This is a genomic window from Streptomyces sp. TSRI0281 (assembly GCF_001905125.1).
Taxonomy (GTDB): Bacteria; Actinomycetota; Actinomycetes; order Streptomycetales; family Streptomycetaceae; genus Streptomyces.
Genome location: NZ_LWLE01000012.1, coordinates 91216 through 105973, shown reverse-complemented (window position 1 = coordinate 105973; position 14758 = coordinate 91216). Strand labels below are relative to the sequence as shown.

17 protein-coding genes are annotated in these 14758 nt (G+C 70.1%); 11 read left to right on the top strand and 6 right to left on the bottom strand.

Annotation, left to right across the window (positions count from 1 at the left end):
* Positions 1 to 23: 23 nt before the first annotated feature.
* From A6A29_RS18330 to A6A29_RS18315, 4 genes are all read right to left on the bottom strand, one after another.
* Positions 24 to 692 carry a 4'-phosphopantetheinyl transferase family protein gene (locus tag A6A29_RS18330; protein ID WP_073721173.1) on the bottom strand — a complete coding sequence of 223 codons (669 nt, stop codon included), beginning with the start codon at positions 690 to 692 and terminating at the stop codon, positions 24 to 26.
* On the bottom strand, positions 689 to 1678 hold the full coding sequence (locus A6A29_RS18325; RefSeq protein ID WP_073721172.1) for a metallophosphoesterase family protein: 990 nt from the start codon (positions 1676 to 1678) through the stop codon (positions 689 to 691). The genes A6A29_RS18330 and A6A29_RS18325 overlap by 4 nt, the downstream gene beginning before the upstream one ends.
* A gap of 263 nt (positions 1679 to 1941) precedes the next feature.
* Positions 1942 to 3111 carry an MraY family glycosyltransferase gene (locus A6A29_RS18320; RefSeq protein ID WP_338012882.1) on the bottom strand — a complete coding sequence of 390 codons (1170 nt, stop codon included), beginning with the start codon at positions 3109 to 3111 and terminating at the stop codon, positions 1942 to 1944.
* Between the two features lie 411 nt (positions 3112 to 3522).
* The gene (locus A6A29_RS18315) at positions 3523 to 4338 is read right to left on the bottom strand and encodes an inositol monophosphatase family protein (protein ID WP_073721170.1); all 816 of its coding nucleotides are present in this window, start codon (positions 4336 to 4338) and stop codon (positions 3523 to 3525) included.
* A gap of 541 nt (positions 4339 to 4879) precedes the next feature.
* On the opposite strand from A6A29_RS18315, the gene A6A29_RS43115 reads away from it, so the two are divergent.
* The 4 genes from A6A29_RS43115 (at position 4880) to A6A29_RS18295 (ending at position 8461) form a co-directional block, all read left to right on the top strand.
* Positions 4880 to 6001 carry a DUF6235 family protein gene (locus A6A29_RS43115; RefSeq protein WP_143197002.1) on the top strand — a complete coding sequence of 374 codons (1122 nt, stop codon included), beginning with the start codon at positions 4880 to 4882 and terminating at the stop codon, positions 5999 to 6001.
* 201 nt (positions 6002 to 6202) lie between these two features.
* Positions 6203 to 6688 carry a DUF6423 family protein gene (locus A6A29_RS18305; RefSeq protein ID WP_073721169.1) on the top strand — a complete coding sequence of 162 codons (486 nt, stop codon included), beginning with the start codon at positions 6203 to 6205 and terminating at the stop codon, positions 6686 to 6688.
* The gene (locus tag A6A29_RS18300; protein WP_073721168.1) at positions 6685 to 8019 is read left to right on the top strand and encodes an FAD-dependent oxidoreductase; all 1335 of its coding nucleotides are present in this window, start codon (positions 6685 to 6687) and stop codon (positions 8017 to 8019) included. The genes A6A29_RS18305 and A6A29_RS18300 overlap by 4 nt, the downstream gene beginning before the upstream one ends.
* Complete coding sequence (locus tag A6A29_RS18295; protein ID WP_073721167.1) at positions 8012 to 8461, top strand: DUF6187 family protein; 450 nt, start codon at positions 8012 to 8014, stop codon at positions 8459 to 8461. Before A6A29_RS18300 ends, A6A29_RS18295 begins: the two co-directional genes overlap by 8 nt.
* A gap of 177 nt (positions 8462 to 8638) precedes the next feature.
* On the opposite strand, the gene rpsN is transcribed toward A6A29_RS18295, so the two are convergent.
* Both rpsN and rpmB read right to left on the bottom strand, forming a co-directional pair.
* Complete coding sequence (rpsN, locus tag A6A29_RS18290; RefSeq protein ID WP_073721166.1) at positions 8639 to 8944, bottom strand: 30S ribosomal protein S14; 306 nt, start codon at positions 8942 to 8944, stop codon at positions 8639 to 8641.
* Positions 8944 to 9180 carry a 50S ribosomal protein L28 gene (gene rpmB / locus A6A29_RS18285; protein ID WP_073721165.1) on the bottom strand — a complete coding sequence of 79 codons (237 nt, stop codon included), beginning with the start codon at positions 9178 to 9180 and terminating at the stop codon, positions 8944 to 8946. The genes rpsN and rpmB overlap by 1 nt, the downstream gene beginning before the upstream one ends.
* 68 nt (positions 9181 to 9248) lie before the next feature.
* On the opposite strand from rpmB, the gene rpmG reads away from it, so the two are divergent.
* The 7 genes from rpmG (at position 9249) to A6A29_RS18250 (ending at position 14728) form a co-directional block, all read left to right on the top strand.
* On the top strand, positions 9249 to 9413 hold the full coding sequence (gene rpmG, locus A6A29_RS18280; protein WP_073721164.1) for a 50S ribosomal protein L33: 165 nt from the start codon (positions 9249 to 9251) through the stop codon (positions 9411 to 9413).
* A gap of 63 nt (positions 9414 to 9476) precedes the next feature.
* Positions 9477 to 9731: a type B 50S ribosomal protein L31 gene (locus A6A29_RS18275; RefSeq protein ID WP_073721163.1), complete on the top strand. Its 255-nt coding sequence runs from the start codon at positions 9477 to 9479 to the stop codon at positions 9729 to 9731.
* Positions 9731 to 10885, top strand: a complete 1155-nt coding sequence (locus A6A29_RS18270) for a CobW family GTP-binding protein (RefSeq protein ID WP_073721162.1) — start codon at positions 9731 to 9733, stop codon at positions 10883 to 10885. Before A6A29_RS18275 ends, A6A29_RS18270 begins: the two co-directional genes overlap by 1 nt.
* 37 nt (positions 10886 to 10922) lie before the next feature.
* Complete coding sequence (rpsR, locus tag A6A29_RS18265) at positions 10923 to 11165, top strand: 30S ribosomal protein S18 (RefSeq protein ID WP_073721161.1); 243 nt, start codon at positions 10923 to 10925, stop codon at positions 11163 to 11165.
* 262 nt (positions 11166 to 11427) lie between these two features.
* The gene (locus A6A29_RS18260; RefSeq protein ID WP_073721160.1) at positions 11428 to 11730 is read left to right on the top strand and encodes a hypothetical protein; all 303 of its coding nucleotides are present in this window, start codon (positions 11428 to 11430) and stop codon (positions 11728 to 11730) included.
* Between the two features lie 147 nt (positions 11731 to 11877).
* On the top strand, positions 11878 to 13419 hold the full coding sequence (locus A6A29_RS18255) for a diaminopimelate decarboxylase (protein WP_073721159.1): 1542 nt from the start codon (positions 11878 to 11880) through the stop codon (positions 13417 to 13419).
* On the top strand, positions 13409 to 14728 hold the full coding sequence (locus A6A29_RS18250) for a pyridoxal-phosphate dependent enzyme (RefSeq protein ID WP_073721158.1): 1320 nt from the start codon (positions 13409 to 13411) through the stop codon (positions 14726 to 14728). The genes A6A29_RS18255 and A6A29_RS18250 overlap by 11 nt, the downstream gene beginning before the upstream one ends.
* The last annotated feature ends 30 nt before the right edge of the window (positions 14729 to 14758 follow it).

Sequence of the window (14758 nt, the reverse complement as noted above, 5' to 3'; positions counted from 1 at the left end):
ATTCCCGCCGCCCGCGCGGCTGCTCAGCCGTGCGGCACCAGGACTGCCGTGGCGGCGATGCCGTCCTCGACCCGCCATCGGCCCCGCAGCGTCGGTGGCAGCGCGGGGTGGGTACGCAACAGGCGCGCGCTCAGGGTGCCTTCGGTGCCCCCGTGCTCGGCCCGGTGGAAGGTGATGTCCGCCTCGTCGAAGTCGAGTTCGGTCCCGGTGATCGGGTACCACGCCTTGAACACGCTCTCCTTGGCGCTGAACAGCAGGCGGTCCCAGTGCAGCGCACCGTCGTCGCCGGGCGGGGGCGGGAAGTTCCAACGGCGTTCGGAAGGAAGCGAGATCAGGTCCCCGACACCGGCGGGCAGCGGAGCGTGCGGCTCGGCGTCGATGCCCAGGCTCAGTGCGTCCGTCGCCCGCGTCAGCGCCGCCGCCCGGTAGCCCTCGCAGTGCGTGAGGCTCCCGATGATCCCCTCGGGCCACAGCGGCGCACCGCGTCGGCCGCGCAGCACCGGCACGGGCGGCAGGCCGAGGCCCGCCATCGCGCGACGGGCGCAGGCGCGCGCGGTCGCGAAGTCGTTGACGCGCTTGGGCACGCTCCTGGCCACCAGTTCCTCCTCCTCGGGGAACAGGATTCCGTCCGGCACCGTCTCCTCACGGGTGGCGGCACAGGAGACGTACTCGGGAAACAGCCGCTCGATCACGAGGCGCCCTCGGATGCGGTGCGGCTCGGTTCGTGCCCTTGGGCGGGTGCGCCGTCCGGGGTCGCGGGGCGTTCCTCGTACGGGAGGATCTGCCGCAGCAGGCCGCGCGGATGTCCGCGCTTGCGCCACTCCCGGGGGTAGCCGATCGAGACCTCCTCGAAGCGCACCCCGTCGTACCAGGTGGTCCGGGGGATGTGGAGGTGTCCGTAGACGACGGCCGCGACGTTGAACCGGCGGTGCCAGTCCGCGGTGAGTTCCGTGCCGCACCACTGGACGAACTCCGGGTACCACATCACCGAGGTGGGTTCCCGTACGAGGGGCCAGTGTCCGGCGAGGACGAGCGGGATGTCCGGGTCGTGCGCGGCCAGTCGGCGTTCGGTCGCCGCGACGCGGGCCCGGCACCAGTCGTCCCGGCCGGGGTACGGATCGGGGTGCAGCAGGTACTCGTCGCTGCAGACGATGCCCGCCTTGTGCGCGATCGCCAGCGACTCCTCCTTGGTCCGCGCTCCGGGGGCGCGGAACGTGTAGTCGTACAGGAGGAAGAGCGGGGCCACCGCCACCGGGCCTTCCGGGCCGGGCCACAGGGGGAACGGATCTTCGGGGGTCGTCACCCCGAGGCTCCGGCACGTCTCGACGAGGTGCTCGTACCGGGCCTGCCCGCGCAGCCGTACGGGGTCCTTGTCCATCGTCCACAACTCGTGGTTGCCGGGGGTCCACACCACATGGGCGAAGCGTTCCGCGAGGATTTCCAGCGCCCACCGGACGTCGTGCGGCTGCTCCGCCACGTCGCCCGCGACGATGAGCCAGTCCTCGTCCGACGTCGGGTGCAGCGACTCGACGATGGCCCGGTTCTCGGAGACCGCGGCATGCAGATCGCTCACCGCGAGGAGACTGCCCCCTCCGTACGAGGGGTGCACGGCGTCCGGAGAATGCGCGAAGGGCGCGGCGTGGGGGGCGGGGTCGCTCGCAGGAGTTCGAGAAGTCATGGAGGTCGATTCCCCATCTGTCGGTCGGCGTACGACTCCGCTCGCACAGTGCGGGGTCAGGGGAAATCTACCGTCCCGCACGCGCCCGGTGGTCTCGAACGCAGTCCTCGTCCCTGGCTCCGTGCTTCACGGCCGGGCCCGGACACCCCGTACCTCCTGTTGGGCCGGTCCGGCCGGTCCGGCCCAACAGGAGAACCGCGGCGCGGGCCGACCCCGGCCGACCGGGGCCGCGACGACGGCCGACCATTGCCGCAGGGCGTCCGTCAGCCTCGGCCCGCGGCGAGTTCGGTGGCGGGGCGGCCGTTCGGCGGGGGCGGCACGGTCCGGCCGGAAGCGGCGGCGGTGGAAGAGGTCGGTGTGGATGCCGGGGGCGGCACCGCCGCGCCGACCGCTCCGGTCGTCTTCCCCGGGGGCTTGCGGCGGCCGGCGGGCCGTGCGGAGCGCCGGGGCGCTCCCCCGTACACCGGAATCCTGAGCAGGGCGAAGACCGCGAGGAGCGCGCCCGCCGACGGTACGAGTCCGGCGAGCGGGTGCAGCAGCCCCGCGTACACCAAGGTCCCTGTGAGTGCCCCGACAACCGCGCCGAAGCCCAGGACGACCGCCACGCCCGGTGCGGTGAACCGGATCCGGCGCAGGCGGTGGGCGATGTGATCGCCGCCGTCCGGGAGCAACGGCCGTGAGGCCCGTCGGCGCGACACCAGCACGAGCGCCGTGTCGGCAACGGCCACCACCATCAGGACCGGCAGTGCCACCCACGCGGCACGCTCCGGTGGCGCGGCCGCATGGAGCAGCACGACGGAGCCCGCCAGCACGAACCCGGTGAACAGGGAGCCGCATTCGCCGGGAAAGATCCGCGCGGGGTGCCGGTTGTGAACCAGCGACCCGGTGAGAGCGGCCACGAGGACGGCCAGCAGCAGGACCACACCGGACCGGCCGTCGAGGACGGCGCAGACGAGCAGGCCGGTCGCGGTGACAACGGCGACGGTGGCCATCGCGCCGTCGGAATTGTCCAGCGTGCTGAAGGCGTTGGTGAGGAACACGATCCAGAGCGCGGCGAGCACGGCCATCACCGGGGACAGCCCGGCGAAGGAGACGAAGACGGCCGCGGCGACCGCCTGTGCCGCCAGCCGCAGCCAGGGGTTGAGCGGTTTCAGGTCGTGGACGAGGCCGAACGCCGCGACGGCGCCGGACACGGCGAGCAGTGGCAGGACGGGGGCGCCTGGTTCCGCGAGCCCCAGTTCGGATCCGGCCCAGCCGACGCCGGTGACGCTCAGGACTGTCACCACTCCGCCCAGGTACGGCATCGGCCGGGCGGGCCGCTTGCGGCCGTCCGGGCGGTCCGGCCCTCTGCGGCGGAGCGTTGTTCTGCGGATGCCTGCGGTCAGTATCACCGTGATGAACAGCGCGACCACACCGGAAGTGATGATCCCCACCACGTTCACCTGCCCTGCCTTTCCTGACACGCGCCCCTGCGGCGGCCGGCGCTCCGGGTCCGGCTCATCCGTCGCAGCCGTCTGCACACATCGGTGTCGCACGTTCGTTGCGGTCTCGGAGCGATGCGTGACGCCACCCGAGTGGAGTCGTCCCACAACTTAAGGCTCGAATGTCACAATATGCCCCGAATAACACGAAAAACTCGACACTGATTGAGGTTCCGTCAGAAATGGGCACGCCGGACGCGCCTCCGGTACGCCATCGGCGGCCCGGACGGTCCGGCGTTTCCTCCGTCGCGTGCGGCGCGCTTTCGGGGCCGCCCCGGTCATGCAGGCGGAAGATCCCGGAGCCGGTGAGGACGGGAGCCGGTGAGGACGTGGTGACGGGAGGTGGTGGCTCGCAGCGCTTCCCTATCGGTCGCCCGAGGACTGACCGCTGATCAACTTCAGCAACGCGGCGTGCGTTTCCCGGTCGGCCGCCACGACCAGTCCGCCCGCACCGGTGTGCAGAGGCTGGCCGTGGATGCCGGTGACCACGCAGCCGGCCGCCTGGCAGAGCGCGATCCCGGCGGCGAAGTGCACGCTGTCACGCAGGTCGCCGTCGGTGACGTAGGCGGCCCGTCTGCCCGCTGCCACCCAGGCCACCGCGAGGGTGGTGGAGACGACGCGCGGCCGGAACCGCTCGATGAACCCCGGGTCGTCGAGAAGGCGGGCCGCCCTGAAGCCGGGCGCGTTGGGGAACGGCGGGTCGAGGTTGACATCCACCAGACGCGAATCGGGCGACGGCACCGACTCCTCGTCCCTGCCGCCGCTGCGGAGGTGGGCGCGCTCGCCGTCCGTCCAGAACACCTCATCGGTGAAGGGGTCGGCCGATGCGGCCGCGGTGATACGGGTCCCGACGCGGAGGGCCACATTCACCGCGACCAGCATGTTGCGCACGGCGTAGTTCAGCGTGCCGCACAGCGGATCGACCAGCCACCTGCGCTCCGCGCCGTCCGCGCCGGTGCGCCCGCTCTCCTCGCCGGTTATGGCGTCGTCGGGCCGCGCGGTCCGCAGCACACCCAGGATGGCCTTCTCGGCTTCCAGGTCCGCTGTGGTCGCGAAATCGGCCGCGGACTTCTCGTACCGCTCCAGGGTTTCCCCGTACAGCGAGCGGACGACGGCCGCCCCCGCCCGTGCTGCCGCTACCGCCAGTTGTGCATCCGTCTTCGCGTCCGTGATCGACATGCGCGCAGAATAGCCACTCCCCTTTTCCGGACAGGGCGGCTCCGACCGGCATCGGCCCGCCTCGGGCCATCGGAGCGCCGGGCCGCTCCCCCAGGGTTCACCCCCGCACCGGCCGGCGCGAGGCCCCGGCGCGGTGACTGACGCGAGGCCCCGGCGCGGTGACTGAACAGCCACTTGAACAGCCACATGAACGTTCACGGGAACGGACGCATGGGCGCGGGCATCCCATCTGGGGTTATGGCAAGAGCGGACTTGGCGAGGTGGGTCGGTTTCCTGCAACACCCCAGGCGCGAGAGCAATTTGGAAGATGTGGCCCCCCTGAGACGTAGCTACTTTGCTAAGTGACGGAAAGCGAAGGAAGTGCCTTCCGGCACGATATGTGAAGACTGCCAAGGCTACGTCGGCCATCGGAAGCGCCATTGCCGTGGTCGTGCGCGATGCCATCTGACACGACCGATCACGAGGTCACCGATGCGCGGTGGAGGCGGACAGCCGTGCCACCGCTCGGCCGTATCCGGGCCGATGGATCACTGGGGTAGGGATGCGTAGATTCGCTGTGCGGGCCGAGATCGGAACCGTCGGCTTCTCACCGGTGCGAGCCCTGATCAACACGGGTGCCACGGCAACGTGGCCCCGGCAGGCACGCATCGGACTGAAGCTGGTCGCTCCCGACGACCCCGCGTGTGCCACGAACGAGGAAGAGGAGAACGCGACCGTACGGGGCCGGGCCCACGGCCCGGACAGGGTGCCGTACGGAGAGTGGGTGGTGCGCAGTCTCCGTGAGGTCGGACAGGCGTGGCTCGACCAGGTGGGCCCCTGCCGCGTCGACGTGATCGACGCGGAACTGCTCGACGACGGCAGCCGGTTGTTCTTCTCGGCCCTCGCCGAACTCGCCGAAGTGTCCGACGGGTTGATCACGGTGCACTGTCCGGCGGCCGGCATCACCGGCTCTGCCGTCCCCGTCGTCCCGGTCGGCCCGGTCGGTCTGGTCCCCGCCGTCGCGAGCGCCCGCGAGCGGCGCATCGAATACCTCGCGACCTCCACCGGCCGGCTCAGCGGCGAGGAGGCCGACTTCCTGTACCGGCAGGCGCTCGGCTATCTGAGAACGGGGGACGGCTGGACCGCCGAGCGCATCCTGCGCGCGGTACTGCGGCTGCGCCCGACGCCTGCCGTCCGAGCCAAACTGCGGGCCGCCTGCGCTCTGCTCGGACGGCCCCTGGACCCCGGACACCACCTGGCGGGGCCGGAGTCGGGTCGGAGGCCGGAGCCTGCGTCGGGGCCGAGGTCGGAGTCGGGGCCGGCGCCCGAGCACCATCCGCCCGGCCGGGCACCCGGGCACACGCCGGAAGGCGCCGGTCCGGCCGGCTGCGGCCCGCTCCGGCTGCACGCGGGCTGGGAGCGCGTGGAGCGATGGGCGCGGACGGCCGGGCAGATCCACAAGAACGCGGTGCACAAGGCACTCTTCGCCGTCGCCGACAGAACGGTGTTCCGAACGTACGAGACCTATGACGACGCCACGCAACCGCTGGACTTCTTTGTCCCGGTGAGGGAGGGACTCGTCCTCAAGATCCATATTTGCGACCTGGACAGCTTCGAGATCGCCCACGTCGGCCCGATCGACGAGGCGCCCGGAATCGGGAGGGAAATCGACCGAGCGGCTTGACACACTTCCCGGGCGGACGGGTGTTCATGCATCAACTCGGCTCCGAACAAGTGTCCTTGACAGGGTGCGGACCCTGTGAAAATGTCGGCCGCACTTGCGCTACCTGGACTTCCTCTGTCAAGAACTCGGGGAGATTTGATGCCGCCACTGGAAGTATCCGGAATAGATGTTTCCTCACGGGTCCGGGCCCGTGATATCCAAATGGCCGGCGTCGCCGACATACGCCGCCACGTCCTGATGATCTCCGGTGCCATCGACACCGTCGATCACGACGTCTCGGTCTGTGTCAACCTCCCCGAGCCCGGCCGCTGGCAGGTCATCAAGTCCGAGACCAACCTGACGGACCGCACCTGGGTGGCCATGCAGGCCGCCACCGACGAGGACTCCGTCTTCGTCGACGACGCCGACACCCTCGTGATGTCGCGCCAGTTCTCCAAGTCCTTCATCACGCCCGACCAGCGCCGACTCACCTTCTACGGTGGCGAGGTACGTCCCGGCGAGGCCGTGGTGAAGATGTACTCCCTGGAGACCACCGGCCGAAGGCCCACCTACGCGTACTCCCGGTACAGCCCGATCGCCACCGACAGCCCGGAGATCACGGCCAGGACCCTCGAAGAGCTGGTCGCCGAGGGAATGCCCCAGCGACCGGTCATCGAGGTCATCGTTCCTGTGACGGTCATCGGGTGATCTCCTTCGTCCCCGAGCCCTACCTGCTGGACTCTCCGCGGGGGCGCGACTGGCCGCCCTCCCCCGGACCGCACGGCACACGCACCGCCCCGCCGCCCGCCACCGCGGACGTGGCCATCATCGGCGCCGGCCCCGCCGGTCTCGCGGTGGCCTCCGCGCTCTGGCACCTCGGCGTCCATGACGTCGTCCTCCTGGACCGCGAAGGGCGGGCGTGCGGACAGTTCTTCGACCGGGTCGACGTCCTCGGACAGCGGGTCCTGCGCTCGCCCTACGAGCACCACCCCGGAGTCGAGGGCTACCGCGACTGCGAACTGCTCGACTTCGCCCGCCTCCACTGGTCGCTGCTCACCCCCGTCGAGCGCCGCGAGATCCGGATGGCCCAGGCCGGGCACCGCTCCGTCGTGCCCGTCGACGTCTTCGAGGCCTACTGCAGGCACGTCGCCACCCTGCACCACGTGGACGAGCGCATCCGGCGGGCCTCCGTCCGCGAAGTGCGGCCCACCGCCGACGGTGTCACCGTCCGCGGCGACGGGTTCGCGGTCAGCGCCGCGTACACCGTCCTCTGCCTCGGTGAGGAACGCCGTTCCGCGCCGGCCGACTGGTGGGACGGCGAGGCCACCCCGCGAAGCGTCAGTTACTGGGACGAACCCGTGCCCCGGGAAGCCCAGCGGCTGATCGTCGTCGGCTCCGGCCTCAGCGCGGCGCACCTCATCGCGAACGCCCTCAACGACGGCAAGAACGTGCACTGGGTTCTGCGCGCCTCCGAAGAGCGCTACCAATGCGCCGATGTCAACGCGTCGTTCTTCCGTGCCGAGGGCAGGGCCCGTTTCGACGGGACGAGTTGGGAGGACCGCCAGATCCTGATGGGCGGACAGCGCCGGGCCTCGGTCATGTTCGAGTTCCGCCCCCTGCTGCGGAGCGCCGAGGCCGACGGCCGGCTGACCGTGCACCGGGGCAGCACCATCACGGCCGTGGCACCCGAGCGCGCCGGCCGCGCGGCCGTCCGGCTCGCGGGCGGCGAGCAGGTCATCGGCGATCATGTCGTACTGGCCCTCGGCACCACCGTCTCCAATGGTGAACACCTCCTGCCCGAGGGAGTCACCGCACCCCGTGACGGCTGGCCCGACCTCGACGAACAGACCCTGGCCTACCGCAACGCGCCCCGCGTGTTCGCGGTCGGCGCGGCAGCGGGCATGGTGCTGGGCCCCGCCGCCCGCAACATCGACGGGCACCGCGTCGCGACCGCCCGAGTGGCCACCGCTGTCGCCGCCCACCTGGAGTCGGCGGCCGTCCCGCGCCTCGCCGACGACCGAGTGGCCGCCCATGTCTGACCACGACGGCTACGACTCCCGGTTCTCCCTGACCGCCGTGGACGAACCCGCGCTCACCGAGACGGGCGTCATGCTCATGGGCCTCGACGCCGAGCGCCTGCTGGCCGGACTCGGCCTGGCCACCCTCGCCGACGATCCCGCCCAAGTGGCCCTGGCCGTCGACCGGGTCCGGCACGACGTCCCCGCCTTTCCCGGCTTCGACGCCCTCGTCGACGTCGGCGCCCGCCACTGGCGCTCCACCCGCGCGGTCATCGCCGCCGCGGGTTCGCGGCCACCGGCACCCGCCTCCCTCCGCAGGGCCTGGGACGAGACCCTGCGCATGCTGACCTACTGCGACCTCGGTGATTCGGGCTCCGCCACCATCGCCCACCTGGCGGCCTGCTGGCTGCGGCAGGAGGAGATCGACCGGTTCGCCCGGCGCCCGGCACTCACGGGAAGCTGACGGACCGAGGTCCCGTACGTTCCCGACCGGAGCACAAGCCGGTCCGGACCGAGCCGGTCCGGCGCGCACGAGCCGAGCCGGTCCGAGCCGAAGTCGGTACCCGGAGCACCGGGAAGGCGGGTGACGGCGCGGCCCGCAGACCGGGCCACCACCCGCCTCGGGTCAGGTGTGCCGTCCTCACCAGGACGACTTGGTCACCCCGGGCAGAAAACCGGCGTGTGCCTGCTCCCGCATCCGGACGCGGGACAGCCCGAACTTCCGCAGGTGCCCGCGCGGTCGGCCGTCCACACTGTCCCTGTTGCGGACGCGCGTGGCACTGGCGTCACGCGGCTGGCGCCGCAGCTCGTCGACGGCCGCGGACCTCTCCGCCTCCGGCGTCCCCGGCCTGCGGATGATCTCCTTCAGCTCCGCCCGCCGGGCCGCGTACCGCTCGGCCGTCGTCCTTCGCTTCTCGTTCTGCGCGATCTTGCTCTTCTTCGCCATCAGACCTTCACCCCTCGCGCCCGGATACGGGCCACCGCTGCCTCGATTCCGATCGAGTCGACCGTCTTGATGGCCCTGGCGCTCAGAGTCAGCCGCACATGCCGGCCCTCGCTGGGCAGCCAGTAGCGCTTGCTCTGGATGTTCGGGTCGAACCGGCGTGACGTGCGCCGGTGCGAGTGGGAGATGGCGTTGCCGAAGCCCGGCCGGGCGCCGGTCAGTTGGCAGTAGGCGGACACAGAGTTACCTGCCTCTCATCGACGGGGTCCATTCTTGAAAATGGAAACCATTCCCATATAGTAGCGCCATGGCCCGCACCGAACTACGTCCGATCGTCAAGCTCCGCTCCACCGCCGGAACCGGCTACACCTACGTCACCCGCAAGAACCGGCGGAACGACCCCGACCGGCTGGTGCTGCGGAAGTTCGACCCCGTCGTCCGCCGCCATGTGGACTTCCGCGAAGAGCGCTGACTCCGCCCCCACCCGACCGGCCCCGACCGGCCCACCCCGCGGCCCGACCTCAAGGACATCAGCATGAAGCCCGGTATCCACCCCGCCTACGGCCCCGTCGTCTTCCGCGACAAGGCCGCCGACTTCGCCTTCCTGACCCGCTCCACCCTCACCGGCGAACGCACCGTCGTGTGGGAGGACGGCAACACCTACCCGGTCGTCGATGTGGAGATCTCCTCCGCGAGCCACCCCTTCTACACCGGCACCGCCCGCGTCCTGGACACCGCGGGCCGGGTGGAGCGGTTCGAGCGCCGCTACGGCAACCGGGAGGGCCGGTGATGGAGGAGAACCGGAAGCTGCCCGTCGTCATCGTCTGCGGCCTGCACGCCGACGCCCGCCGCGAGGTGGTGGAGGGGCTGCTGAGGAAGGTCCCGCACAGCGTCGCGCTGCACCACGACCTGACCACGGCGGACCGGGGGACCGTGCACCGGACGGTCCGCGATTCCTCGGGCGAGCTGTCCAGCGGCGAGGCACCTCTCGTGAACGACTGCGCCTGCTGCGCGCTGCGGGAGGATCTGATTCCGGAACTGCGCCGGCTCGCGGCCGACGGGCTTACCCGGCTCGCCGTCCTCGATCTCTGGGACTCGGTCGAACCGAAGGCCACGGCGGAGGTCATCGCCGTCCACGGAGCGGGGCGGGCCGAGGTGAGGAGCGTGATCACCGCAGTCGATCCGGCCCTCGTGCTGCCCTGTCTCACCAACGGCGACGATCTGGCGGAAGCCGGACTGGCCGCGGCGGCGACCGATCGGCGTACCGTCGGGGACACCTGGGCGCGGCAGTTGGAGTACGCGTCCGTCGTCGCCCTCGTCGAGAATGACGAAGCGGACGACGAGGACCGTGCGCTCATCGGGCAACTGCACCCCACGGCCCGGCGGGCGACGGCCGGATCGGACGCACTGACGGAACTCGCGCTCTCCGGGTTCGACGTGGAGGCGGCGGGCGCCGCCCAGCACCCGGCATGTGCGCTCCTTCCCCAGGAGGCGGAGGAGTCCGGCGTCAGCACCCTCGTCTGGCGCAGGCACCGCCCCTTCCACCCCGAGCGCCTGTACGAGGCGCTGGAGGACCTGTGCTGCGCGGCCGCCCGTAGCCGCGGCCGGTTCTGGCTCGCCGACCGGCCCGACACACTGCTCTCCTGGGACGCGGCAGGCGGCGCGCTCTGCGTCGAGAACACCGGCCCCTGGCTCGCTTCCCTGCCGGACGCCGCCTGGGACATGGTGCCGCCCTTCCGCCGAGCCGCCGCCGCGCTCGACTGGCACCCGGAGCACGGCGACTGCTGCCAGCACCTGGTCTTCGTCTCCCCCGGCCTCGACCGCGACGGCCTCACCGGAGTGCTCGATTCCTGCCTGCTCACCGACGAGGAGTACGCGGCCGGGCGCGAGGCGTGGAAGAGCCTGCCCCGCGCCTTCGACTCGCTCCTCGACCCGGTCCACTGACCGCCCCCGCACCGACCGTGCCCCCGAAGGGAAACCGATGACCCGCCGCCCCGACCCCCACAAGCCCCTCAAGGCCCGTCCGAACCCGCTCGACGCCGCCAAGATCACGTACATCGACTACAAGGACACCGGTCTGCTGCGGAAGTTCGTCTCCGACCGGGGCAAGATCCGCAGCCGCAGGGTGACCCGGATCAGCGCGCAGCAGCAGCGCCAGGTCGCCGCCGCCATCAAGAACGCACGGGAGATGGCCCTGCTGCCCTACTCCAGTTCGCTCACGTGACCGACCGGCCGGGGCCCGCCTCCACGGTTCCGTGCGAGGCGGGCCCCGACGCCCGGACGACGCCCGACGCCCGGCCGGGGTCCGACGCCCGCCGGGCGCCACGGGGCCGGCCGAGCGCGTGTCACGGGCCGTCGCGGACGCTCCCGCGGGCATGCGCACAGGGGCGGCGATAGACTCGCACATATGCCGAAAGGAACACCTATGCACCTTTCGGCCGACGTGAGCACATCCCCGAGTCCTTGACCCGCGAGGAGCAACGCAGATGTCCGCCACGACAGAACACCGCCCCCACACCGCCCACCCTCATCAGCACGCCCCGGGATGCGGACACGTCGCGGTGCCTCACGAGGACCACGTCGACTACGCGCACGACAACCACCTGCACCGTGCGCACGGTGACCATGTGGACGAATGCGTGAAGACGGAGCACTCGGTACACGACGGGCACGACCACCGGCACGGCCCGGCCTGCGGCCATGTCGCCGTTCCGCACGACGATCACGTGGACTACATCCACGAGGGCCACCGGCACGCCGAGCACGACGGTCACTGGGACGACCACTGACTCACGCCGCTCGCCCCGGTTTTCGCGTAACGGACAGGCATACAGCTCCCGCAGCCTGGACATCATCGATATGACAATCATTTCGATGAATCCCCCGACCGTCCGAGGCAGCGCCAACCGGTCACGCAGTCCGCTCAGTTGCCTCCCATGCCCGTGGGAAGGCGCGTGCCGTCGTTGGCTTCTCCTCTGTACTTGGAACCAAGGCTCGAACCACGGCCGAAGTCATTACTGGCCTCGGCCCCCCTCCTCCACAGCCTCGTGGACGGTCTGGGGTCGCCCCTGAACGTGGTGCTTCCGGACCAGGTCGCCGAGAACGTCTCCCGGTTCCGGTCGCTGTACCGGCGCCACCGCCTGGGCGGGGACATCTCCTTCGCCCACAAGGCCAACCGGTCCAGCGCGCTCGTCCGCCGGCTCGCCGCCACCGGGGCCGCCATGGATGTCGCGTCACTGCACGAGTTGCAGCACGCCATGGCCTGTGGCTTCACGGCGGACCGCATCGGCGCGACGGGCCCGAAGGAACCGGAGTTCCTCTGGCTGGCCGCCCGTTGCGGAGTGACGGTCAACGTCGAGGGCCGAACCGAACTCGAAGCCCTGGCGGGCCTGGTGCGCGGCCATGGGCTGACGCGAGCGAAGGTCCTCCTGCGGCTGTCGGACTTCGCCGCCCAGGGGGTGAAGGTACTCAGCCGCCGCAGCCGTTTCGGCTCCCCCGCCGGTGAGCTGTCCGGCCTGCTGGACGTGGCGGAGCGGCATCGCGACGCGGTGGAGATCATCGGCGTCGCGTTCCATCTCGACACCACCAGCCTCGACGAGAAGGCGGTGGCCATGGAGGGCTGCATACGGGCCATGGACGAGTGCCGGGCCAGGGGGATGCATCCGCGTGTGCTCGACATCGGAGGGGGCTTCGGCGTCAACTACCTCGCACACAAGGCACAGTGGGAGGACTACACCACACAGCTCACCCTGGCGGCGCTGGGCCGGCGCGAAGCGCTGACGTGGCGCGATCACCGTTACGGGCTGAGCAGCGAGGCGGGCACCCTGCGCGGTTCCCTGGAGCTCTACCCCTCCCACCGCCCGGTCGCCGGTGTCGACTACCTCGACGAACTCCTGCGGTACCCCGCCCCCTCGCTCGGCAGCCCCCTGGCCACCCTGTTGCTGGAGAACCTCTATGACCTGTGCGTCGAGCCGGGGCGGGCGCTCGTGGACCAGTGCGGGCTGACCCTGGCGCGCGTGCTGGAGGTGCGCGGGAATCCGGATGGAGCACGTGGGAATCAGGACGGAGTGCACAGTACTCCGGACGACTCGTACTCGGTGCGGCTCGCCATGAACGCCGACGACTGCGCGCTGGAGGAGCACGGGATTCTCATGGACCCCGTGCTCCTCGACCGCGGCGGGGCGAGCCGGCCGGCGGACGGATCGGATTCCGTCGGGGTGTATCTCCACGGAAATCTGTGTCTCGAATCCGATCTGATCACGCGCAGGATGGTGTTCCTTCCCCGCCGGCCGGTCCCGGGCGACCTCCTCGCCTTCGCCAATACCGCCGGCTACTGCATGGATTTCCGCGCCCAGTACGCCCAGCAGCGACCGTCCGCCCGCAAGGTGGCGCTCTACCGAGATACCGACGGCTGGCAGTGGAGTCTCGACGACCAGTACTGGCCCATACATTCCCCGGGGGACGCCCATGAGATATGACAGCATCATCGATACGGTGGGCGACACCCCGTTGGTACGCATCGACTCGCGCGTGCACGGGCTCCAGAACATCGATCTCTTCGCGAAACTCGAATTCTGCAATCCTTTCGGATCGCTCAAGGATCGGGCCGCCTGGAACATGGTACGGCCCGGTCTGTCATCGGCGGTCGAGCACGGCAGTCAGATTGTGGAGCTGTCGAGCGGAAATACGGCCAAGGCCCTCGCGGCGATAGCGGGCATGCACGGCATAGGCTTCAAGAGCGTGACCAACCGGATGAAGATTCCGGAGATCAAGGAATTGCTTCTCCTCCTGGGGGCGGAGATAGAAGAACTGCCGGGTCGGAGTGAATGCCTTGACCCGACGAACACCGAGGATCCGCTGACGCTCTTCCATCGGAGCCTGTCCGACCCGAGCAGTTCGTACGTACACACGGACCAGTACTACAACAGCCTGAACTCCGAGGCACACGAAACCGGAACCGGCCCCGAGATCATCGCCGACCTCGACAACCGGGCGCCGGACTGGTTCATCTCCGGCGTCGGCACCGCCGGATCATCGACCGGGGTCGCCCGCGCCCTGCGAAACCAGGACCCCAAGGTGCGGGTGGTCGGTCTGGTCGCGGACAAGTCCGACTTCATTCCCGGCATCCGGAATATCGATGAGGTCCAGGAGGTAGGGATATTCGATCCCCAGACCTATGACACCATCGAGTCCGTCACGTCCGATGAGGCGATCGACGGGATGGTCACCCTTCTCCGCAGGTGCGGAATACTGGCGGGACCGACCGGCGGAGCAGCCTATTTCGGGACCGTTCGCCATCTGCGGGAAATAGACTCGCAGCTGACCGGACGGAAAACGGCCGTATTCATTGTCTGCGATCGCGTGGAAAGCTATCTCAGTTACATCAGGAAGCGTCGGCCCGAACTGATCGGACAACGACCGAAAGTCCACTCGGTCGCCTCGCTCTCGGATGCCGATACGGCACATGCCTGCGCGATCGGCATCACGGAGGCTCAGGAGTGGATACAGCAGGCCGCGCCGACCGTGGTCGACATGCGCAGCCCCTTCGCCTACGCCGCGCTCCATATCGCCGGATCGATCAATATCGTTGACGAACTCTTCGAGGACCTCGTCCGGGGCGGGCTGCCGTTCAGCAAGAAACAGCCCGTGCTCCTGGCCTGCCCCGTCGGCGAGAAGTCCCTCAAGTACGCGGCTCTCCTGACCCGTATGGGTCACCCCGATGTCCGCAGCCTGGCCGGGGGCATCATCGCCTGGCGCGATGCGGGCGCCCCGCTGATACGGGAGTGAATTTCGTGACTCAGCACGGACGGGCTTCCT

Excerpts from the sequence above, each read along its gene's own strand:
- A6A29_RS18325 (WP_073721172.1), bottom strand. The coding sequence starts at position 1,678 with ATGACTTCTCGAACTCCTGCGAGCGACCCCGCCCCCCACGCCGCGCCC.
- A6A29_RS18315 (WP_073721170.1), bottom strand. The coding sequence starts at position 4,338 with ATGTCGATCACGGACGCGAAGACGGATGCACAACTGGCGGTAGCGGCA.
- A6A29_RS43115 (WP_143197002.1), top strand. The coding sequence starts at position 4,880 with ATGCGTAGATTCGCTGTGCGGGCCGAGATCGGAACCGTCGGCTTCTCA.
- A6A29_RS18305 (WP_073721169.1), top strand. The coding sequence starts at position 6,203 with ATGGCCGGCGTCGCCGACATACGCCGCCACGTCCTGATGATCTCCGGT.
- A6A29_RS18295 (WP_073721167.1), top strand. The coding sequence starts at position 8,012 with ATGTCTGACCACGACGGCTACGACTCCCGGTTCTCCCTGACCGCCGTG.
- rpsN (WP_073721166.1), bottom strand. The coding sequence starts at position 8,944 with ATGGCGAAGAAGAGCAAGATCGCGCAGAACGAGAAGCGAAGGACGACG.
- rpmG (WP_073721164.1), top strand. The coding sequence starts at position 9,249 with ATGGCCCGCACCGAACTACGTCCGATCGTCAAGCTCCGCTCCACCGCC.
- A6A29_RS18275 (WP_073721163.1), top strand. The coding sequence starts at position 9,477 with ATGAAGCCCGGTATCCACCCCGCCTACGGCCCCGTCGTCTTCCGCGAC.
- A6A29_RS18270 (WP_073721162.1), top strand. The coding sequence starts at position 9,731 with ATGGAGGAGAACCGGAAGCTGCCCGTCGTCATCGTCTGCGGCCTGCAC.
- rpsR (WP_073721161.1), top strand. The coding sequence starts at position 10,923 with ATGACCCGCCGCCCCGACCCCCACAAGCCCCTCAAGGCCCGTCCGAAC.
- A6A29_RS18260 (WP_073721160.1), top strand. The coding sequence starts at position 11,428 with ATGTCCGCCACGACAGAACACCGCCCCCACACCGCCCACCCTCATCAG.
- A6A29_RS18255 (WP_073721159.1), top strand. The coding sequence starts at position 11,878 with ATGCCCGTGGGAAGGCGCGTGCCGTCGTTGGCTTCTCCTCTGTACTTG.
- A6A29_RS18250 (WP_073721158.1), top strand. The coding sequence starts at position 13,409 with ATGAGATATGACAGCATCATCGATACGGTGGGCGACACCCCGTTGGTA.